This window comes from Pseudomonas lopnurensis, assembly GCF_015070855.1.
GTDB classification, from domain to species: Bacteria; Pseudomonadota; Gammaproteobacteria; order Pseudomonadales; family Pseudomonadaceae; genus Stutzerimonas; species Stutzerimonas lopnurensis.
On record NZ_JADDIX010000099.1, the window covers coordinates 192,377 to 212,840 of the forward strand.

The 20,464-nt window shown below is 65.0% G+C and carries 14 protein-coding genes, 1 tRNA gene and 1 pseudogene; 10 read left to right on the plus strand and 6 right to left on the minus strand.

The window, feature by feature from the left end; translation table 11 throughout:
- Nucleotides 1–11 precede the first annotated feature (11 nt).
- The 3 genes from paoC to paoA are packed head-to-tail and all read right to left on the minus strand — an operon-like array spanning nt 12 to nt 3,822.
- Complete coding sequence (gene paoC / locus IN820_RS21705; RefSeq protein WP_193682962.1) at nt 12–2,219, minus strand: aldehyde oxidoreductase molybdenum-binding subunit PaoC; 2,208 nt, start codon at nt 2,217–2,219, stop codon at nt 12–14.
- Nucleotides 2,220–2,221: 2 nt separating this feature from the next.
- Nucleotides 2,222–3,169, minus strand: coding sequence for an FAD binding domain-containing protein (locus IN820_RS21710; RefSeq protein WP_193682963.1), 948 nt, complete (start codon nt 3,167–3,169; stop codon nt 2,222–2,224).
- The gene (gene paoA, locus IN820_RS21715) at nt 3,166–3,822 is read right to left on the minus strand and encodes an aldehyde dehydrogenase iron-sulfur subunit PaoA (protein ID WP_193682964.1); all 657 of its coding nucleotides are present in this window, start codon (nt 3,820–3,822) and stop codon (nt 3,166–3,168) included. Before paoA ends, IN820_RS21710 begins: the two co-directional genes overlap by 4 nt.
- A 562-nt stretch (nt 3,823–4,384) precedes the next feature.
- On the opposite strand from paoA, the gene IN820_RS21720 reads away from it, so the two are divergent.
- From IN820_RS21720 to IN820_RS21730, 3 genes are all read left to right on the plus strand, one after another.
- Nucleotides 4,385–4,843 (plus strand): (2Fe-2S)-binding protein, encoded by a 459-nt coding sequence (locus tag IN820_RS21720; protein WP_193682965.1) that lies wholly within the window; start codon nt 4,385–4,387, stop codon nt 4,841–4,843.
- Nucleotides 4,844–4,859: 16 nt separating this feature from the next.
- Nucleotides 4,860–7,043: a xanthine dehydrogenase family protein molybdopterin-binding subunit gene (locus tag IN820_RS21725; RefSeq protein ID WP_193682966.1), complete on the plus strand. Its 2,184-nt coding sequence runs from the start codon at nt 4,860–4,862 to the stop codon at nt 7,041–7,043.
- Between the two features lie 304 nt (nt 7,044–7,347).
- A complete protein-coding gene (locus IN820_RS21730; RefSeq protein WP_193682967.1) occupies nt 7,348–7,842 on the plus strand; it encodes a copper chaperone PCu(A)C in 495 nt (164 codons plus the stop codon).
- A gap of 51 nt (nt 7,843–7,893) precedes the next feature.
- Here the strand turns inward: IN820_RS21730 and gorA are convergent, their stop codons facing one another.
- Nucleotides 7,894–9,252 carry a glutathione-disulfide reductase gene (gene gorA, locus IN820_RS21735; protein WP_193682968.1) on the minus strand — a complete coding sequence of 453 codons (1,359 nt, stop codon included), beginning with the start codon at nt 9,250–9,252 and terminating at the stop codon, nt 7,894–7,896.
- A gap of 71 nt (nt 9,253–9,323) precedes the next feature.
- Here gorA and IN820_RS21740 point away from each other — a divergent pair, with 71 nt between their 5' ends.
- Complete coding sequence (locus IN820_RS21740; protein ID WP_193682969.1) at nt 9,324–9,746, plus strand: VOC family protein; 423 nt, start codon at nt 9,324–9,326, stop codon at nt 9,744–9,746.
- 34 nt (nt 9,747–9,780) lie between these two features.
- Here IN820_RS21740 and galU read toward each other — a convergent pair whose 3' ends face one another.
- Entirely contained in the window at nt 9,781–10,620 is an 840-nt protein-coding gene (gene galU, locus IN820_RS21745; RefSeq protein ID WP_193682970.1) for a UTP--glucose-1-phosphate uridylyltransferase GalU, read from the minus strand.
- Nucleotides 10,621–11,847: 1,227 nt separating this feature from the next.
- Between galU and IN820_RS23100 the strand changes: the two are divergent.
- The 6 genes and pseudogenes from IN820_RS23100 to IN820_RS21770 form a co-directional block, all read left to right on the plus strand.
- Nucleotides 11,848–11,997, plus strand: a pseudogene (locus IN820_RS23100) (HAMP domain-containing protein); the annotation flags it as partial.
- Between the two features lie 135 nt (nt 11,998–12,132).
- Nucleotides 12,133–12,861, plus strand: coding sequence for a methyl-accepting chemotaxis protein (locus IN820_RS23105; RefSeq protein WP_408005260.1), 729 nt, complete (start codon nt 12,133–12,135; stop codon nt 12,859–12,861).
- Nucleotides 12,862–13,088: 227 nt separating this feature from the next.
- Nucleotides 13,089–14,477 (plus strand): oxygen-independent coproporphyrinogen III oxidase, encoded by a 1,389-nt coding sequence (gene hemN, locus IN820_RS21755; protein WP_193682972.1) that lies wholly within the window; start codon nt 13,089–13,091, stop codon nt 14,475–14,477.
- Between the two features lie 153 nt (nt 14,478–14,630).
- Entirely contained in the window at nt 14,631–16,265 is a 1,635-nt protein-coding gene (locus IN820_RS21760) for a VRR-NUC domain-containing protein (RefSeq protein WP_193682973.1), read from the plus strand.
- On the plus strand, nt 16,262–18,541 hold the full coding sequence (locus IN820_RS21765; RefSeq protein ID WP_193682974.1) for a helicase C-terminal domain-containing protein: 2,280 nt from the start codon (nt 16,262–16,264) through the stop codon (nt 18,539–18,541). The genes IN820_RS21760 and IN820_RS21765 overlap by 4 nt, the downstream gene beginning before the upstream one ends.
- Before the next feature lie 119 nt (nt 18,542–18,660).
- A tRNA-Leu gene (locus IN820_RS21770) sits at nt 18,661–18,747 on the plus strand.
- 494 nt (nt 18,748–19,241) lie between these two features.
- Here IN820_RS21770 and arsJ read toward each other — a convergent pair.
- Nucleotides 19,242–20,462 carry an organoarsenical effux MFS transporter ArsJ gene (arsJ, locus tag IN820_RS21775; RefSeq protein WP_193682975.1) on the minus strand — a complete coding sequence of 407 codons (1,221 nt, stop codon included), beginning with the start codon at nt 20,460–20,462 and terminating at the stop codon, nt 19,242–19,244.
- Between the last annotated feature and the right edge of the window lie 2 nt (nt 20,463–20,464).

The window sequence follows — 20,464 nt, forward strand, 5'->3', positions numbered from 1 at the left end:
GGTAGGCCCGGTCATACGGCCTGCGGCAGCCCCTCGAGCATCTTGTCCAGCGTCACCGGATAACTGCGCACTCGCACGCCGGTGGCGTTGTAGATGGCATTGGCGACCGCCGCGGAGATGCCGCAGATTCCCAGCTCGCCGACGCCCTTGGCCTTCATCGGCGAGGACAGCGGGTCGGTCTCGTCGAGGAAAATCACGTCCTGATGAGGGATGTCGGCATGTACCGGCACTTCGTAGCCGGCCAGGTCGTGGTTGACGAAGAAACCATGGCGGGTGTCGACCGCCAGCTCTTCCATCAAGGCGGCGCCGACGCCCATCGTCATGGCGCCGATCACCTGGCTGCGCGCCGTCTTCGGATTGAGGATGCGCCCGGCGGCGCAGACGGCAAGCATCCTGCGGACGCGCACCTCGGCAGTGGCCGAGTGGACGGCGACCTCGACGAAGTGGGCCGCGAAGGTCGAGAGCTTGTAGCGCTCGTCCAGGTCGCCGAACTCGATGGCGTCTTCCGCGACCAGGTTGCCATCGGCGGCCGCGTCGCGAAGGGACACGCGGCGGTCCCCCTGGCGAATCTCGCCGCCCTCGAACAGCGCCTGCTCGGCATCGAAACCGAGTTTCTGCGCCACGCTCGTGCGCAGCTTCACACAGGCGGCGTAGACACCCGAGGTGGAGCTGTTCGCGCCCCATTGCCCGCCGGAGCCGGAAGATACCGGAAAGCTCGAATCGCCCAGCTTGACCACCACCTGTTCGAGCGGCACGCCCATCATTTCGGCGGCCGTCTGGGCGATGATGGTGTAGCTGCCAGTGCCGATGTCGGTCATGTCGCTTTCCACGGTGACGATGCCGCGCCCATCCAGGCGCACCCGGGCGGCGGAGGGCGTGACCGGGCTGTCGCGGAAGCCGCCGGCAACGCCCATGCCGATCAACCAGGCGCCTTCGCGGCGGGTGGCCGGCTGCGCCGCACGCCGATTCCAGCCGAAATGCTGCGCCCCTTGCAGCAGGCATTCCTTCAGCCGGCGCTGGGAGAAGGAGCGCTCCGGCTGCTCGGGTACGACCTGGGTGTCGTTGATCAGGCGAAATTCGATCGGGTCGAGCCCGAGCTTTTCCGCCATTTCGTCCATGGCGATCTCCAGCACCATGGAGCCGGGCGCATCGCTGGGCGCACGCATGGCATTGGCTTCGGGCAGGTCGAGGCTGGCCAGTCGCGTCGCGGTCATGCGGTGCGCGCCGGCGTACAGCGGCCGGGTATAGCGCACCCCGGATTCGGCCTTCTCGCCGTTCAGGTCGCCGGACCAGTTTTCGTGGCCGATGGCGACGATCCTGCCGTCTGCGTTCGCGCCGATACGGATGCGCTGGATGGTGGCGGCGCGGTGGGTGGTGTTGTTGATCATCAACGGACGGGACAGTGCCACCTTCACCGGACGGCCGGCGGCGCGCGCGCCGAGCGCCGCTAGCAACGCATCGGCCCGCACGAACAGCTTGCCGCCGAAGCCGCCGCCGATATAGGGCGAGATCAGGCGGACATTGTCGACGGGCAGGTTCAGTGTCTTCGCGACGTCCTGCTTGCCCCACTCGATCATCTGGTTGGAGGTCCAGAGCGTCAACCGGTCGCCGTCCCAGGCGGCGATCGACGCATGCGGTTCCATCATCGCGTGGGACTGGTCGGGCGTCGTGTAGGTCGCGTCGAGCTGCACCGGCGCAGCGGCGAACGCCGTTGCGAAATCGCCCACCGCCGTGTCGGCCGGGCCGCCGGTGATCGTGTCGGGTTTGGCGGCGCGGTCTTTCGCCGCCTCGAGATCGAAATGCCCCGCTTCGCGGACATACCGTATGCGCACCAGCTGCGCCGCGGCGCGGGCCTGCTCGAGGCTTTCCGCGACCACCAGCGCCACCGCCTGGTGGTAATGCTGGATCTCGGGACCGCCGAGCAGTTTGGCGTTGTTGTATTTACCCTTACCGAGCGCCCCGGCCGTTTCTGCCGTGACGATGGTGACGACCCCCGGTGAGCGCCGGGCATGACTCAGGTCGATGGAGGCGATGCGACCCTTGGCGATGGCGGAGCCGATCACATGGCCATAGGCGGGATTGCTGACCTGGTCGTGCCACTCGTAGGCGTAGGACGCCGTGCCGGTGGTCTTCAACGGTCCGTCGATGCGATCGACGGCCTTGCCGACCACCTGCTGGCGATCGATCGGGTTGTCTCCTGCGGCTGTCTCGAATTTCATCGCTAGGCCCTCGCTTCGGCCAGCACGGCACCGAGCGTGCGTTGAACCAGGGTGAGCTTGAATGCGTTGTGGTGAGTGGGCCTGGCATCCGCCAGCAGGCGCTCGCTGACGGCGCGCGCACCGCGCGGCAGCTCCGCTTCTGCCGCTTCCACGCGCCACGGCTTGTGCGCGACGCCGCCGATCGCGACCCGGCCGCTGCCGTCGGCCTGTACGATGGCAGCCACCGACACCAGGGCGAAGGCGTAGGAGGCGCGGTCGCGCACCTTGTAATACAGTTGCGCGCCGCCGATGGGCCTGGGCAGGGTGACCGCCGCGATGAGTTCGCCGGGCGCCAGGGCATGCTCGATATGAGGGGTGTCGCCCGGTAATCGATGAAGCTCGGCGATTGGAATGCGCCTGGTCGAGCCATCGGGCCGTACGGTTTCCACCGTGGCATCGAGCGCGCGCATGGCGACTGCCATATCGCTCGGGTGCGTCGCGATGCAGGCATCGCTTGCGCCGATCACCGCATGCTGGCGGCTGAAGCCTTCGAGCGCGCCACAGCCGCTGCCGGGCATGCGTTTGTTGCACGGTTGGTTGGTGTCGTAGAAGTAGGGGCAGCGGGTGCGCTGCAGCAGATTGCCGGCGGTGGTCGCCTTGTTGCGCAACTGGCCGGAAGCGCCGGCGAGCAGGGCACGCGACAGCACGCCGTAGTCGCGCCGCACCCTGGTGTCGGCGGCCAGGGCGGTATTGCGCACCAGCGCGCCGATGCGCAGTCCGCCGTCGGCGGTGGTCTCGATGCTGTCCAGGGCCAGACCGTTCACGTCGATCAGGTGCATGGGCGTCTCGATCTCCAGCTTCATCAGATCGAGCAGGTTGGTGCCGCCGGCGATGAATCGTGCACCCGGCGCCGCCGCGGCGGCCGCGGCGGCGCTGGGGGAGGCCGGGCGCTCGTAGGTGAAGGATTTCATGCGCGCTCCCCAGCCACCTCGGTGATGGCCTCGATGATGTTGGAGTAGGCGCCGCAGCGGCAGATGTTGCCGCTCATGCGTTCGCGAAGCTCGTCCACGCTCAGTTGCGGCGTGGCGGCGATGTCACCGCTCGCATGGCTCGGAATGCCCTGTCTGATCTCGTCGAGTACCGCCACCGCCGAGCAGATCTGTCCCGGCGTGCAGTAGCCGCACTGGTAGCCGTCGTATTTCACGAATGCGGCCTGCATCGGATGAAGGCGCTCCGGCGTGCCCAGGCCTTCGATCGTGGTGATTTCGGCGTCCTGATGCATGATCGCGAGAGTCAGGCAGCTGTTGAGCCGCTGGCCGTCGACGAGCATCGTGCAGGCACCGCACTGACCGTGATCGCAGCCTTTCTTGCTGCCGGTGAGATGCAGGTGCTCGCGCATCGCATCGAGCAGGGACGTGCGGTTGTCCAGTTCGAGTTCCCGCCGCTGGCCGTTGACCAGAAAGGAGACTTTCGAGGTGACCGCCTGGCGTACCGGGGATTCGTCCGCAGCAGCGGGCGATGCTGTCAGCGCCGTTACCGGCGTCGCCCCCAAGACCAGGAGGCCGCTGCCGAGGGCGAGCACCTCGCGGCGCGACAGGCCGCTATCGTCGCTGGAGTCACTCATGTTCATATCCTCATGCTGATGCTGATCGAGCGAACACGGACCTGCGCAGCAAAGGCGGCGGCGCAGCCGGACCTCGGTACGGCCTCGCCCTGAAGGTCTCGCGATCCTGGAACCGGCATGGCGGCGCGAGCGCTCGCAACCCGTCGCGAAGCGAGTTGCCACCCTGCGGGATGCATGCGACCCAAGGATGGTAGGCCCGACAGCAAGCGCTTATTACCTGGCGCAATGTGCATACGGCTATGCGTTGCATTCATGAATCCTCGGCGGGTAACGACGTCGCATGTCGATCGGGCAGGGCGATGGCGAAATGGCTCTGTGCTGGTGTCCAGACAGATCGTGCCGCGCCGCCCGACGCTCCGCTCATGCACATGGCTTATGACCGTATGCGGTTTTGGCGGGGCAGTCCCTTTGCATACGACGCTTAAGATGCCTCCTGGTTTCCCTTCTATAGTGATTCGAGTGATTCGTAGATAGAACTTCGGTGCGCTGGCAGACGGAGCGTGCAAGGCTGCTGAAGCCGTTTAGCCGGCGTGGATGGCGATCCGCTCAAATGGGGCATTTCATGATCACGCTCAATATCAATGGCGAGGAGAAGTCCGTCGCGGTCGCTCCTGATACGCCGCTGCTGTGGGTGCTGCGCGATACCTTGCAACTCACGGGCACCAAGTACGGTTGTGGTATGTCGTTGTGCGGCGCGTGCACCGTGCATATGGACGGACAGGCGGTGCGTTCCTGTAGCACGCCGGTTTCCGCAGCAGCCGGGGCAAAGGTCATCACCATCGAGGGCGTTGGCGAAGGCGTGACAGGCAAGGCGGTGCAACAGGCCTGGCAGGGGCTCGATGTCGTGCAGTGCGGTTACTGTCAGTCCGGGCAGATCATGAGTGCCGTGGCCTTGCTGGACGGCAACCGCACGCCCACGGATGCCGATATCGATCAGGCGATGGGCGGCAACCTCTGCCGCTGCGCGACCTATGTACGCATCCGCGCCGCCATCCACGACGCGGCCAGGTCGTTGGCCTGACGCACGAGGTGAAGACATGACTCGCCCCATCGAGAACCACAGCCGGCGTCGTTTTCTCAAGGGCGCGGCGGGCCTGACGCTGGCGATCTATTTCCCCTGGTCCTTCGCGCAGAATGCGGCGAAGCGGGAGGCGCCGGCCGCTACGTTCGAACCCAACGCCTTTCTACGGATCGGCGAGGACAACGCGGTCACCGTGATCGCCAAGCACCTGGAAATGGGGCAGGGGACCTATACGGGCCTCGCCACCATCGTCGCCGAGGAGCTGGATGCGGACTGGTCGCAGGTGCGGGTCGAAAGCGCACCCGCCGACGCCAGTCGCTACAACAACCTGAACTGGGGTCCCATGCAGGGCACCGGAGGCAGCAGCGCCATCGCCAATTCCTGGGAACAGCTGCGCCAGGCAGGCGCTGCGGCCCGGGCGATGCTGGTGGCCGCGGCGGTGCAGCGTTGGCAGGTTCCCGCAGACTCGATCACGGTCGCGGAGGGGGTGCTCCGCCACACGGCATCGGGCCGGCAGGCGAGTTTCGGCGAACTGGCCCGCGCCGCCGCCGAGCAGCCGGTGCCGGAACAGGTGAGGCTCAAGAAACCGAGCGACTTCAAGCTGATCGGCCAGCGCCTCGCGCGCAAGGACTCGGCGGAAAAGACCAACGGCAGCGCGATCTACACCCAGGATATCCATCTGCCCGACATGCTGACCGCCGTCGTCGCGCACCCGCCGCGGTTCGGCGCGATGGTGGCATCCTACGACGCCGAACCGGCGCTCGCCATCGACGGGGTGGTCGAGGTGGTGGCGATTCCCACCGGCGTTGCAGTGCTTGCCCGCGATACCTGGACTGCCAAGCGTGGGCGTGACGCCCTGCGTGTCGAGTGGAATGAAAGCGCAGCGCTCCGGCTGAGCTCGGCGCGGGCGTTCGAGCAGTTCCGCGCGTTGGCCGAAACGCCTGGCAACGTCGCCCGCGAGGAGGGCGACAGCGAGGCAGCGCTTGGCAGCGCCGCGCGCACCCTGGAGGCCGAATACGATTTTCCCTACCTCGCGCATGCGGCCATGGAGCCGATGAACTGCGTGATCAGGCTCAACGGGGAGGGGTGCGACACCTGGTTCGGGGCGCAGATGCAAACCCACGACCAGGCGGTGCTGGCCGAGCTGTTCGGCCTCGAACCCGAGCAGGTGCGTATCCATACCCTCTATGCCGGCGGCAGCTTCGGTCGTCGTGCCAGCAAGGGGGGCGATTACATCCTGGAAACCGCGCACATCGTCAAGGCCATCGACGGCCGCGCGCCGGTGAAGCTGGTGTGGCTGCGTGAGGATGATATGCAGGGCGGCAATTACCGGCCCATGTTCCATCATCGCCTGCGGGCCGGCCTGGATGCGCAGGGGCAACTGGTCGCCTGGCAGCACCGTCTGGTCGGCCAGTCCGTCGCCGCCGGTTCACCATTCGAGGGCGCGATCCAGAACGGTATCGATGCCACCTCGGTGGAGGGCGCGGCGAATCTGCCCTATGCCATACCCAACATGCGGGTCGACCTTCACACACCCGGCGATATCGGGGTGCCGGTGCAATGGTGGCGGGCGGTGGGTTCCACTCATACCGCATTCTCCACCGAATGCTTCATCGACGAGCTGGCCCAGGCAGCCGGACAGGATCCGGTGGCCTGGCGCCTGGCGATGCTCGAGGCGCACCCGCGTCATGCCGGCGTATTGAAACTGGTCGCAGAAAAGGCCGGCTGGAGCCAGCCGCTGGAATCGGGCAAGAACGGTGAACGACGCGGTCGCGGTGTCGCGGTGCATGAAGCCTTCGGCTCCTTCGTGGCGCAGGTCGCCGAGGTCACGGTAGAGAGCGATGGGCGTTATCGCGTCGACCGTGTCGTCTGCGCCGTGGATTGCGGCATCGTGGTCAACCCCGACGTCGTGCTGGCCCAGGTCGAAGGCGGCGTGGGTTTCGCTCTGTCCGCAGCGATGAACGAAGCCATCACCTTCACCGACGGCAACGTGGATCAATCCAACTTCCACGACTATTCGCCGCTGCGTATTGCCGACATGCCCAGGGTCGAGCTGCATATCGTCCCGTCCACGGCCGCACCTACGGGCATCGGCGAGCCCCCGGTCGCGCCACTGGCGCCGGCCGTGGTGAATGCCTTGGCGGCAGCTACCGGCAAACGTGTGCGGCGTCTACCGATCGGCCAGCAACTGAGTGGTTGAGTGGTCGCAATGCACCACGAGGCATTTCGCATCATCAGCGCCTCATGGGCGATCGGCCCGATGAACACTGCGAGCGAGTGGGTACGGTCGATGACATATGCGAGACCGAATCTGCCGACTTCGAGAGCTGATACTTCGCATAATCTATATTATGTTAAATTGTATAGGCTATGTTGGGTGTGTTCATAAGCTCTGCAAGGTCTTGATTCGACTGATCGATAGCCAATCTGCAATGGATTTGTCGCCCATCGCTGCCGAGCCGGCGTGATATCGTGCGCCCTTCAACCGGATTCGGAGTTTTCCCATGCTGCTTCGTTTATTGGTCGCCGGCGCCTTGAGCGGGTTCTGTCTGCATGCCCTCGCGCAGGATCACGGCCACGATCACCACGCCACGGCGCATCAATCCGCGAGCGATCTGTCCGTCAGCCAGGCCTGGTCGCGGGCGATGCCGCCCAGCGCACCGACCGGCGCCGTCTATTTCGCTCTGGAAAATCGCGGCGAGCAGGATCGGCGCCTGATCGCCGCACAGACACCGCGAGCCGACAAGGCCGAGCTGCACACTCATCTGCATGAAGGCGGCATGATGAAGATGCAGCAGGTCGAGTCGGTTGCGGTACCCGCTGCGGCCAAGGTGGAATTCAAGCCGGGGGGCAACCACGTAATGCTGTTCGGCCTGAAGCAGCCGCTGGTCGCGGGTGAGAGTTTCCCGCTCACGCTGCAGTTCGAAGGCGGTATCGAGGTCACCACCGAGGTGAGCATCGAGGACGAGGCGCCCACGTCCGATGCCATGCATCACTGATTGAAAAGGTTCGGCGCGGTGTCCAGCCGGCACGGCGCCGAACCGAACCGGTCAGATCGCCGCCGGCGTGCGCATGGTGACGAATTCTTCCGCCGCCGTCGGATGAATGCCCAGGGTATCGTCGAAGACCCGCTTGGTGGCGCCCGCCTTCAGCGCCACCGCCAGCCCCTGCATGATCTCGCCGGCGTCCGGGCCGGCCATGTGGCAGCCCAGTACGCGGTCGGTTTCGGCATCGACCACCAGTTTCATCAGGCTGCGCTCCAGGCTCTCGGTCATGGTCAGTTTCATCGGCCGGAAACGGCTCTCGAAGATGGTGACCTTGTGCCCCTGCTCGCGCGCCTGCTCTTCCGTCAGGCCGACGGTGGCCAGGTTCGGCAGGCTGAACACCGCGGTGGGAATGGTCGCGTAGTCCACCGGGCGATATTCCGCCGGCTTGTACAGCCGCCGGGCCACGGCCATGCCTTCGGCCAGGGCCATCGGGGTCAGCTGCACGCGGCCGATCACGTCGCCGATGGCGAGAATCGAGGGAACCGACGTGCGGAACTCGTCGTCGACCGCGATATAGCCGCGCTGGTCGAGCGCCACGCCGGCCTGGTCGAGACCCAGCCCATCGAGCATCGGCCGGCGGCCGGTGGCGTAGAAGATGCAGTCCGCCTCCAGCGTCCGCCCGTCTTTGAGCACCGCCAGCAGGCTGCCGTCGGTCTGCTTGTCGATGCGGGCGATATCGGCGTTGAACTGCAGGTCGACGCCCTTCTTGATCATCTCGTCCTTCAGGTGGTCGCGCAGCGAGCCGTCGAAGCCGCGCATGAACAGTTCGCCCCGGTACAGCAGCCGGGTGTCGGCGCCGCAGCCATGGAAAATCGACGCGAACTCCACCGCGATATAGCCACCGCCGACCACCAGCACGCGGCGCGGCAGCGTCTCGAGATAGAAGGCCTCGTTGGAGGTGATGGCGTGCTCGCGCCCCGGGATGTCCGGTATCTGCGGCCAACCGCCGGTGGCGATGAGAATGTGCTCGGCGCTGTAGCGCTTGCCCTCCACTTCGACGCTATGGGCGTCCACCAGGCGGGCGTGGGCCTGCAGGAGCGTCACGCCGCTGTCGACCAGCAGATTGCGGTAGATGCCGTTTAGGCGCTGGATCTCACGATCCTTGTTGGCGATCAGGGTCTTCCAGTCGAAGGTCGCGCCGTCGATCGTCCAGCCATAGCCCTGGGCCTGGCCGATGTCCTCGGCATAGTGCGCGCCGTAGACCAGCAGTTTCTTCGGCACACAGCCGACGTTGACACAGGTGCCGCCCAGATAGCGGCTCTCGGCCACGGCCACCCGTGCGCCGAAACCCGCCGCGAAGCGCGCGGCACGCACGCCGCCGGAACCCGCGCCGATGACGAATAGATCGAAGTCGTAAGCCATGAAATGTTGTCTCCTTCTAGAATCGACAGCATAACCCAGGGCCGCGGCCCGATTCATCGAAGGAGCGTTGCATGCGCCCTACCCTCACCCACCTGGCCCTGCATGTGCCCGATCTGGATGCCTGCATCGCGTTCTACGCCCGCTTTTGCGGCATGCATGTATTTCACGAACGCGCCGGCAAGGGTTCGCGCATCGTCTGGATGGCCGAACCCGGCAAGGAGCGTGAATTCATTTTCGTGATCATGCCCGGCGGCAAGGACCGCGCCTTGGCCGCGGACGACTACAGCCATTTCGGCTTTGCCCTCGCCAATCGCGAAGAGGTGGACGCGATTGCCGCCCGCGCGCGCCAGGACGGCTGCCTGATCTGGGAGCCACGCGACGAGCCCTATCCCGTGGGTTACTACTGCGGCTTGCGCGATCCTGCCGGCAACTACGTCGAGTTCAGCTACGGCCAGCCACTTGGCCCGGGCGCCGAGGACATGCCGGCGCCCTGAACGACAGGGCCACCCGAAGGTGGCCCCATGAGGGTCAGAACGCCTTGCCGGTGAGGTAGAAGTTCTCGTAGCAGAAGTTGGTCGCCTCGATGTAGCCCTCGGCGCTACCGCAGTCGAAACGCTGGCCCTTGAACTTGTAGGCCAGTACGCAGCCATCCTTCGCCTGCTTCATCAGCGCATCGGTGATCTGGATCTCGCCGCCCTTGCCCGGTTCGGTCTGCTCGATCATTTCGAAGATGTCCGGGGTGAGGATGTAGCGCCCGATGATCGCCAGGTTCGACGGGGCATCTTCCGGCTTGGGCTTCTCCACCATGTGGCTGACGCGGAAGATGTCGTCGCGGATCATCTCGCCGGCGATCACGCCGTATTTGCTGGTCTCTTCCGGCGGCACTTCCTGGATGGCCACGATCGAGCAGCGGAACTGATTGTAGAGCTTGACCATCTGCGCCAGCACCGGATCGCCGTCGATGTTGATGCACAGGTCATCTGCCAGCACCACGGCGAAGGGCTCGTCGCCAATCAACGGACGGCCACTGAGGATCGCATGGCCCAGGCCTTTCATTTCCACCTGGCGGGTGTAGGAAAAGCTGCATTCGTCGATCAGGCGACGGATGCCTACCAGGTATTTTTCCTTGTCGGTGTTGCGGATCTGGTGCTCGAGTTCGTAGCTGATATCGAAGTGGTCTTCCAGGGAACGCTTGCCGCGCCCGGTGACCATGGCGATCTGCGTCAACCCGGCGGCCAATGCCTCTTCGACCCCGTACTGAATCAGCGGCTTGTTCACCACCGGCAGCATTTCCTTGGGCATGGCCTTGGTTGCGGGAAGAAAACGTGTGCCATATCCGGCAGCAGGAAAAAGGCATTTTTTGATCATGTGAGTCCTTGAAATGAAGGTTCCAGTCGATGCACTGCCGCAGGGACAGACAGTAGCTGCCTTGCGGTGTCGTCCGGCGATACCGGCGTAGAGCCTACGACCATCGTTTTCCAAAGGGGTTCGCAGTGAGCACCGCAGGTAAATGCAGAAACTATGCCCACCCGCCGAGGGCTCGCAGCGCCGCAACCGGACCGGGGGCTGGCAACGCTAATGCCCCTTTGACGTTCTGTAAAGCGGCCGCTGTGCGGGTGCCGCATGCGAGCAACATGACTGCCGAGCCGAGTGACACACCTACGCACATATACAGCCGAACATTGCGCTTTGTTGGCGATCCGCCGTCCGCTATGGAAATTGACTGACCTGTGTCAGTAAAACGCAGGATTCCGTTGTGATCGGGTACCCGGAGCCGATCCCACCAAACGTGAAACACATAACATATTGCCACCATTCGCCAGCGACCGGAGCATGACCATCAGCGAATGGAAACCCCCTTAAAGAACAGGGATATTTGGCCGATATATGGCCATATACCATCGCGGCCGTCAGCGCCCTGGTAGGCAGAACTACAACAACGATGCGAAACGGCATCCCCGCGTGGCAGCAGTACTAAGGACCGACATGAACAACAGCTTCGCTTCTCGACAAATGTCCGTACAGGCCAAGATCAACCTGGCTCTGGTGCTGGTGTTGGTGGTGATCATGTCCGCCTCGCTGTTCATCGCCGCCAGCACCGAAAAGCGCCTGGTGCTGCAGGTCGTGGAGCAGCAGACCAAGGATGCCGCCGACTCCTATTTCGACAGCATCAATACCATGATGCTGACCGGCACCATGGCCCAGCGCGACGTGCTGCGTAACAAGATCCTGGCCCGCCCGGGCGTCATCGACGCCCGTATCGTGCGCGGTGACGAAGTCACCAAGGCCTTCGGCCCCGGTTACGAGCACCAGGCGCCTGGCGACGCGCTGGACCGTCGCGCCCTGTCCGGCGAAGCCATCATGGAAGTGAGCGAACAAGACGGTGGCCGTGTGCTCACGGTCATCAACCCGATCCTCGCCCACACCGATTACCGCGGCACCAACTGCCTGACCTGCCACCAGGTGAAGGAAAACGCCATCATGGGGGCCGTGCGCATCAGTTACGACCTCAAGGCGCTGGATCGCGAGGTCGACCGCAACATCATGATCACCGCGGGCATCCAGCTGTTGCTGTTGATCGTCGGCGTGGTGGTGATGGGGCTGACCGTGCGCCACGTGATCCTGCGTCGCATCAACGCCATGCGCCACACCATGGAAGCGATGACCGAGGACGAGGACCTCAGCCGCAGCGTCGCGGTCGGTGCCCAGGACGAAGTCGGTGCCATGGGCCATGCCTTCAACCGGATGATCGGCAAGTTCCGCCACAGCCTCGAAGCGGTCGCCAGCGTCACCCATCAGCTCAGCGACGTTTCCGACCGGGTTTCGCAGGTGGCGGAAAAGACCCTGACTGCGGTCAACGAGCAGCGCAGCGAAACCGACATGGTTGCCTCGGCGATGAACGAGATGAGCGCTACGGTGCAGGAAGTCGCGCGCAATGCCAGCCAGACCGCTACAGCTTCCAGTGGCGCCGACAGCGAATCCAGGGCCGGCGTGCAAGTCGCCACCGAGGCGCTCGACGGCATCGAGGTACTGATTCACGAAATAGAGAAGGCGGCCCAGGTCATCCAGCAGGTCGAACACGACAGCGCCAACATCGACATGGTGCTCGGCGTGATCAACGGCATCGCAGAGCAGACCAACCTGCTGGCGCTGAACGCCGCCATCGAAGCGGCCCGCGCCGGTGAACAGGGCCGTGGCTTCGCCGTCGTGGCCGATGAAGTCCGCACCCTGGCCTCGCGTACGCAGAAGTCCACCGAGGAAATCCAGGCCATGATCGAGCAGCTGCAGGGCGGCGTGCGCAACGCGGTGCAGGCCATGGAAGCGGCGCAGCAGCGTGCCCGCCTGGGTTCGCAGTGCGTGGAGAAGGCCGCGCAGAGCCTCGGCGTCATCGCCAACGAGGTCGGCACCATCAACGAGATGAACACGCAGATCGCCACGGCGGCCGAACAGCAGAGCGCCGTGGCCGAAGAGATCAACCGCAACATCACCACCATCAGCCTGATCGCCGATACCACCTCGACGGATGCGACCCAGACCTCGCAGATCAGCGACGAGCTGGTTCACCTGGCGGCGGAACTGAACCGCCTGGTCGGGCAATTCAAGCTCTGAACGAACGGGGCGAGGCCGATCCGCGCCTCGCCCCGTTCATCGCCCGCGTCCCAGGCCGGCCGCACCGGCTATCCGGCGATCTATCCGGCCATCATTGTTGATCTGAAACAGTCGGCGCACGGCCGCCAATCGGCGATAATCCGTGCCCATGATCCGCCGGAACCGGATACCCGAGGGGGATGCCGCGTTCCGTGCCCGACTCCCGAATTCGAAAGGTGAACCGAAACATGGAGCAACTGCCGAGCTTTGACCGGGCCCTGGTCGAGAAATATGACCGCCCGGGTCCGCGCTACACCTCCTACCCCACCGCGCCGCAATTCCACCAGGCCTTCGCGGTGGACGACTACACGGCGGCCGCCCGCGCGAGCAACGAGGCAACGCCGCCCAAGCCGCTGTCGGTGTACATCCACATCCCCTTCTGCAAGAGCCTCTGCTACTACTGCGCCTGCAACAAGATCATCACCCACAAGACCGAACGCGCCGTCGAGTACCTCGAATACCTCAAGCGCGAGATCGCCATGCAGGCCGCGCTGTTCGACCGTTCGCGCAAGCTGACCCAGCTGCACCTGGGCGGGGGCACCCCGACCTACTTCAGCAGCGAACAGCTGGCCGACCTGATGGCGACCCTGCACCAGGCCTTCAACATGGATGACAGCGACAACCATGAGTTCTCGCTCGAGGTCGACCCACGCACCGTCACCCCGCAGCAGATCCACACGCTGCGCGAACTGGGTTTCAACCGCCTGAGCTTCGGCGTGCAGGACTTCGACGAGCAGGTGCAGATCGCAGTCAACCGCATCCAGACCGAGGAACAGACCCGCGAACTGGTCGAGGCGGCGCGCGCGGCGAGGTTCAAGTCCATCAGCGTCGACCTGATCTACGGCCTGCCGCTGCAGACCGTGGCCAGCTTCGACACCACGCTGGACAAGATCATCGACATTCGCCCGGACCGCATCGCCGCCTACAGCTATGCGCACCTGCCGGAGCTGGTCCGCGCGCAGAAACTGATTCGCCCCGAGGACATGCCGCCGCCGGAGCGTAAGCTGGAACTGCTGGAGCTGACGATCAAGCGCCTGACCGCCGCCGGTTACGTCTACATCGGTATGGACCACTTCTCGCTGCCCGACGACGAGCTGGCCCTGGCCCGCGCCAACGGTACGCTGCAGCGCAATTTCCAGGGTTATTCCACCCATGCCGATTGCGATCTGATCGGCCTGGGCATTTCCTCCATCGGCAAGGTCGCCAACAGCTACAGCCAGAACGTCAAGGAGCTTTCGCAGTATTACGCGCGCCTCAACGAGGGCCTGCTGCCGGTACAGCGCGGTTACCGCCTGAGCGACGATGACTGCCTGCGCCGCGACGTGATCGTTTCGCTGATGTGCCACGGGCGCATCGACTACGCCGAGATCGAGCGCAAGCACGCCATCGCCTTCCGCGAATACTTCGCCGAAGCCCTCGCCAAGCTGGACGAGCACGTCGCCGACGGCCTGGTGGAGCTGCACGACGACCAACTGATCCTGCTTCCGCAGGGGCAATTGATGATGCGCAACGTCGCCATGGCCTTCGATGCCTACCTCGGCGGCGAGCAACGCGGGCGTTTCTCGCGCACCGTCTGACCGCCCATACGGGGCCGGTTCGCATCCGGCCCCATTCTGTCCCGCCTTACCGCTCCGTTGATCGTACCGGGATTGCCAAGGCGCGCTCGAACTGTATAAATAGCCAGCCTTCGTTCGGGCTGCCTTCACGCCCGAGTTTTCAACGGACGTGTGATGCGCCAGGCTCTGGAAAACCCCTTCTACTACCTCGAGAACTTCCAGCAGGTGCTGAGCTGGGTCGGTCGGCATCATGGCGATCTGCTGGACGAGCACGAGCGCGCCTTCCTCGACCGTTTTCCCCAGTTGCCGCAGGCATCGCGCGCCTTGCTGGTACGCATGGTCATGCGCAAGGGCGCGCTGTTCCGCGCCAGCAAGCTGCTCTACGGGGAAATAGGCTGCCCCCATCGAGCCGCGCAGGCGCTTATCGAGCAGGGCTGGGTCGGTCCCGCCCCCGCACTTTCACTGGAACAGCTGTTCGGTTTGCTGAAAAAGAACGAGCTTGTGCAGATATTCGGAGCTGCCCGAGCGAGCAGCCTGCGTAAATCCGAGCTGCTGGAGAACCTGCGCCCCCATTATTCGGAAGCCCGGCCCCTGGAGGATTGGTGCGCACAGCTCGACGACAAGGTGTTCGCCCTGTGCATCGATCCGCTGTGCGAACGCCTGCGCCTGATGTTCTTCGGCAACATCCATCAGGACTGGTCCGAGTTCGTCCTCGCCGATCTCGGCATCTATCGCTACGAGCAGGTCCCGTTCAGCTCCGAATCGCGTGCATTCCAAAGCCGCGCCGATCTGGATGCCTATCTCCAACTGCAGCGCAGCCGTGAACGCTTCGATGCCGGTGACGACCTTGCCGAGGTGCTGGCGGACATTCCCCGGCAGCCTTACGCCAACGACTGGCTGGAAAGCCGCCGCGGCAAGCTGCTGCTGCGCATCGCCCAGCAGTTCGAGCGCCTCGGCGAGCTGCCCGAGGCCTTGCGCCTGCACGCCTGCAATCGCTATCCCACTGCCCGGGAACGGGCCATCCGTGTGCTGGAGCGCTGCGGCCAGCCCGAGGCTGCGCTGGAACTGGCGCTGCAGGCCCAGGCGGCCCCGGAAAGCGAGCATGAGACACAGCAGCTCGAACGCCTGTTGCCAAGGCTGCAACGCGCCCTGGGGTTGCAGACGGCCCGCTGTCACCGCACGGAGCCGGAACGTATCGACCTCGTCCTGCCCCGTGCCGCCAGCGTCGAGCAAGCCGTGCGCGAACACTTGTCCACGCCGCAGGCCCCGCTGTACTACGTGGAGAACGCCCTGGTCGGCTCGCTGTTCGGCCTGCTCTGCTGGGAGGCGATCTTCGCTCCGCTACCCGGCGCGTTCTTCCACCCGTTCCACTGGGCGCCGGCGGATCTGAACCGGCCGGACTTCCATCAGCGGCGTGCCGAGCTGTTCGCGCGCTGCCTCGCCTGTCTGGACAGCGACGATTATCGCGATTGCATTCAGCGCACCTTTCAGGCGAAGTTCGGCATCCACAACGCGTTCGTCGCCTGGGGCCTGCTCGATGACCAGCTGCTGCAGCAGGCGCTGGACTGCCTGCCCGCCGCGCACCTGAAGCTGATGTTCCAGCGCATCCTCGCGGATGTCTGTGGCAATCGCTCCGGCCTGCCGGACCTGATCCAGCTCTGGCCGAGCGAACGGCGCTACCGGATGATCGAGGTGAAGGGGCCCGGAGACCGCCTGCAGGACAACCAGAAGCGCTGGCTCGACTATGCCCACCGGCACGGTCTGCCCGTCGCGGTGTGCTACGTGCGATGGGCGGAGACGGCGCAGTGAGCTATCGCGTGGCGGTGCGGGCGCTCTGCGAGTTCACCGCCAAGACCGGAGACTTGGACCTGCGCTTCACCCCTTCGCCGACCGCGCAGGAAGGCATCGCCGGCCACGCACAGGTCACCGCCCGGCGCGGTGCGGGCTACGAACGCGAGGTCGCGTTGGAAGGCCAATACCGGCAATTGACGATACGTGGCCGTGCCGATGGCTACGATCCACAGCGCAACCGGCTGGAAGAGATCAAGACCTTTCGCGGCGATCTCGAACGCCAGCCCGACAACCATCGGCACCTGCACTGGGCCCAGGCCAGGGTGTATGGCTGGCTGCTGTGCCAGGCGCGCGGTCTCGCTGAAATCGAGCTGGCGCTGGTGTACTTCGACGTGGCCAGCCACAAGGAAACCCTGCTCGTCGAACGCCACACCGCCGGTGCCCTGCGTGATTTCTTCGAGACCCTGTGCCAGCGCTTCGTCGACTGGGCCGAACAAGAACTCGTGCACCGCACCGAGCGCGACCAGGCGCTGCGCGCACTGCGCTTCCCCCATGCGGATTTCCGCAGCGGCCAGCGTCAACTGGCCGAGGCGGTGTACAAGGCCGCCTGTACCGGCACCACGCTGATGGCCCAGGCGCCGACCGGCATCGGCAAGACGCTCGCTACGCTGTTCCCGCAGCTCAAGGCCTTTCCGGGCCAACGGCTGGACAAGCTGTTCTTCCTCGCCGCGAAGACCTCCGGCCGACGCCTGGCCCTGGATGCGCTCCAAACGCTGCAGCGCAACGGGGCGACGACGCTGCGCGTGCTGGAACTGGTGGCGCGGGAAAAGTCCTGCGAGCACCCGGACAAGGCCTGCCATGGCGAGGCCTGCCCGTTGGCGAAGGGCTTCTACGATCGCCTGCCGGCGGCCCGCGCCGCGGCGCTGGAACATCCGCTGCTGGACCAGGCGGCGCTACGCGACGTCGCTCTCTCCCACCGGGTCTGTCCCTACTACCTCAGCCAGGAGCTGGCGCGCTGGGCCGACGTGGTGGTGGGCGACTACAACTACTACTTCGACATCGGCGCCCTGCTCCACGGCCTGACGCTGAGCAACGAATGGCGCGTCGGCGTGCTGGTGGACGAAGCGCACAACCTCCTGGATCGCGGCCGCGGCATGTATAGCGCGGAGCTCGATCAACGCATTTTCAAAGGGTTACGGCGCAAATCTCCAGCACAACTGAAGAGCCCGCTCGCGCGCATCCAGCGCTGCTGGAACGAGCTGCACCGCGATCAGGCGCAGGCCTACCAGGTGCTGCCCGAACTGCCCCTCAAGCTGCTCGGTGCGCTGCAGCAGGCCGTCAGCGCCATCACCGACTACCTGGGTGAAAACCCCGGCGGCCTCGATCCGGAGCTGCAGCGCGCCTATTTCGATGCCATGCACTTCTGCCGCGTGGCCGAACTGTTCGGTGAGCACTCGCTATTCGACTGCAACCTGCTGCCGACCCCCTCACGCAACAAGACCAGCCTGTCGCGGCTGACCTTGCGCAACGTCGTCCCGGCGCCGTTTCTTGCGCCACGGCTGGCGCTGGCGCGCTCCTGCGTGCTGTTTTCCGCCACCCTGAGCCCGCGGCGGTTCTACGCCGACACCCTCGGCCTGCCGTCGGCGAGCGTGTGGCTGGACGTCGAGTCGCCCTTTCGCAGCGATCAGCTGCGGGTTCGCCTGGCCCGCCACGTCTCCACCCGCTATCAGCACCGTGCGGCATCGCTGGCGCCGATCGTCGAGCTGATCGCCCGCCAATACCGTGAACGCCCCGGCAATTACCTGGCCTTCTTCAGCAGCTTCGAGTACCTGCAACAGGTCACCGCCCTGCTGTGCAGCCGGTACCCTGACATCCCGTTCTGGGAGCAGACCCGCGGCATGCAGGAAGACGCCCGCGCCGCTTTTCTCGCCCGCTTCACTAGCCACAGCAGCGGCATCGGCTTCGCCGTGCTCGGTGGGGCATTCGCCGAAGGCATCGACCTGCCCGGGCAGCGCCTGATCGGCGCGTTCATCGCCACCCTCGGGCTGCCCCAGGTCAACCCGGTCAACGAGCAGTTCAAGTCGCGCATCGAAGCCTTGTTCGGCCGGGGCCATGGCTACGACTACACCTATCTCTATCCCGGCTTGCAGAAGGTCGTACAGGCCGCGGGGCGTGTGATCCGCACCCAGGACGACGAAGGCTCCGTGCACCTGATCGACGACCGCTTCGGCCGTCCGCAGGTACGCCGGCTGCTGCCGAACTGGTGGAATATGGGCGCCGATGCCGACAGCTGATCGATGGGCAAAACCGCTAGGCCCCCAGCATGGCACCGCCGTTCTGGTTGCGCGGGCCACGGAGGCTGGTTATAGTCCTGCGCCGCTGATTTCCCCGATCAGCAGCGCGCAAGCATCACGCCCGGATGGCGAAATTGGTATACGCAAGAGACTTAAAATCTCTCATCCGAAAGGGTATGCGGGTTCGACCCCCGCTCCGGGCACCAGTCAAGACGCTCACACCATACCGAGCGCCCGCGTCGATGCAGGTTGAAGGCCTGCGCAGAAGATCAAAAGCATCGCGCCGTGGGCACCCCTGGAAAAAGCAGTCGGTGCACGCCGCTTCGCGGCGCCTTTTGCAGCGATGTAAATTCAGACTCGATCCGAAACGGATCGACCTGCCGCACCACAGATCGCGACGTCAGGAGCGGCCCGTCGGGCCAAAGCCAGGGCATTCGGCGGCCGGTTCGAGCTGGCCGCCGGTTGCCGATCACGCCAATGGGCCTGCGGCTGGATAGCGCCGATTTCCGATTTATTGACCAGGTCTTCAAGTGATCGCTTGCTCATCAGAACCCCCTCGCTTCGTCGTGGGCATCCGTGCCGATCGGATGTCCGTTGCGAGTAGCATGCGCCGCCGACTGTTACAGAGGCTTTTCAGCGCGCCCCGATCACACCCCTGGTTGGCGCTGAATAGCGAAGCCCAACATTGGCGCCCCACGATCTATGCATCGGCCTGCTGCCGTGGCAGGCCTAGCGAAATCAGCGCGGCCAGCGCCACGAAGGCCGTCGATACCCAGAGGCAGGCCTGCAGGCCCCAGGCCTGGAAGACCCACCCCGAGAGCAAGGTGCCGATCAACCGGCCCAGCGCGTTGGACATGTAGTAGAAGCCCACATCCAGCGAGACCCCATCTTCCTTGGCATAGCTGACGATCAGGTAGCTGTGCAGCGAGGAGTTGACCGCGAACAGCGCACCGAACAACAGCAGGCCGCCAATCAATATCAGCACGGGCGACGACCCGCCGGCCAGGCCGATGGCGATCGCGGCGGGCAGCACCGCCAGCATCGCGGCCCAGATGAATGCGGCGCGGCCATCCGGCACGTGGCCGCGCTTCCCGCCGGTGATCGCCGGTGCGAGCGACTGGATGATGCCGTAGCCGATGACCCAACTGGCGAGAAAGCCGCCGACCATCCAGAAGCTCCAGCCGAAGACCGAGCTCAGATACACCGGCAGGGCAATGACGAACCACACGTCGCGGGCGCCGAACAGGAACAGCCGCGCTGCGGAAAGGATATTGACCGCCCGGCTCTTGGACAGGATGTCCTTGAACCTGGGCTTGGCCTTGGTTTTGCCGAGATCCTTCTTCAGCAGAACCAGGCTGCCCAGCCAGATCAGCGCCAGCACGCAGGCCATCGCCAGCACCGCGCCGCTGAAACCGAGCGTCGCCAGCAGCGCGCCGCCGAGGAAGAAACCCGCCCCCTTGAGCGCGTTCTTCGAGCCGGTGAGAAGCGCTACCCACCTGTACAACCTGCCCTGTTCGCCAGCGGGGACCAGCAGCTTGATCGAGCTTTTCGCCGACATCTTGTTCAGGTCCTTGGCGATGCCGGACAGCGCCTGCGCGCCCATGACCCAGGGCACGCTCAGCCAGGCGGCGGGCACCGTGAGCATCAGCAAGGCCACCACCTGCAGCGCCAGACCGATGTTCATCGTCCGGTTGAGGCCCAGCCGCGCGCCCAGGTAGCCCCCGACCAGATTGGTGATCACCCCGAAGATTTCGTAGAACAGGAACAACGCGGCGATTTGCAGCGGCGTATGGCCCAGCGCATGGAAATGCAGCACGACCAGCATCCGCAGCGCGCCATCGGTCAGCGTGAAGGCCCAGTAGTTACCGGTGACGATCAGGTACTGGCGCACCTCGGGGGATAGTCGGGCAAGAGCTTGCATGA

Coding starts and splice junctions, on each gene's coding strand:
- hemN (WP_193682972.1), top strand. CDS start 13,089: ATGGAGCAACTGCCGAGCTTTGACCGGGCCCTGGTCGAGAAATATGAC.
- galU (WP_193682970.1), bottom strand. CDS start 10,620: ATGATCAAAAAATGCCTTTTTCCTGCTGCCGGATATGGCACACGTTTT.
- IN820_RS21720 (WP_193682965.1), top strand. CDS start 4,385: ATGATCACGCTCAATATCAATGGCGAGGAGAAGTCCGTCGCGGTCGCT.
- IN820_RS21760 (WP_193682973.1), top strand. CDS start 14,631: ATGCGCCAGGCTCTGGAAAACCCCTTCTACTACCTCGAGAACTTCCAG.
- paoC (WP_193682962.1), bottom strand. CDS start 2,219: ATGAAATTCGAGACAGCCGCAGGAGACAACCCGATCGATCGCCAGCAG.
- gorA (WP_193682968.1), bottom strand. CDS start 9,252: ATGGCTTACGACTTCGATCTATTCGTCATCGGCGCGGGTTCCGGCGGC.
- paoA (WP_193682964.1), bottom strand. CDS start 3,822: ATGAGTGACTCCAGCGACGATAGCGGCCTGTCGCGCCGCGAGGTGCTC.
- IN820_RS21740 (WP_193682969.1), top strand. CDS start 9,324: ATGCGCCCTACCCTCACCCACCTGGCCCTGCATGTGCCCGATCTGGAT.
- arsJ (WP_193682975.1), bottom strand. CDS start 20,462: ATGCAAGCTCTTGCCCGACTATCCCCCGAGGTGCGCCAGTACCTGATC.
- IN820_RS21725 (WP_193682966.1), top strand. CDS start 4,860: ATGACTCGCCCCATCGAGAACCACAGCCGGCGTCGTTTTCTCAAGGGC.
- IN820_RS21730 (WP_193682967.1), top strand. CDS start 7,348: ATGCTGCTTCGTTTATTGGTCGCCGGCGCCTTGAGCGGGTTCTGTCTG.
- IN820_RS21710 (WP_193682963.1), bottom strand. CDS start 3,169: ATGAAATCCTTCACCTACGAGCGCCCGGCCTCCCCCAGCGCCGCCGCG.
- IN820_RS23105 (WP_408005260.1), top strand. CDS start 12,133: ATGGTTGCCTCGGCGATGAACGAGATGAGCGCTACGGTGCAGGAAGTC.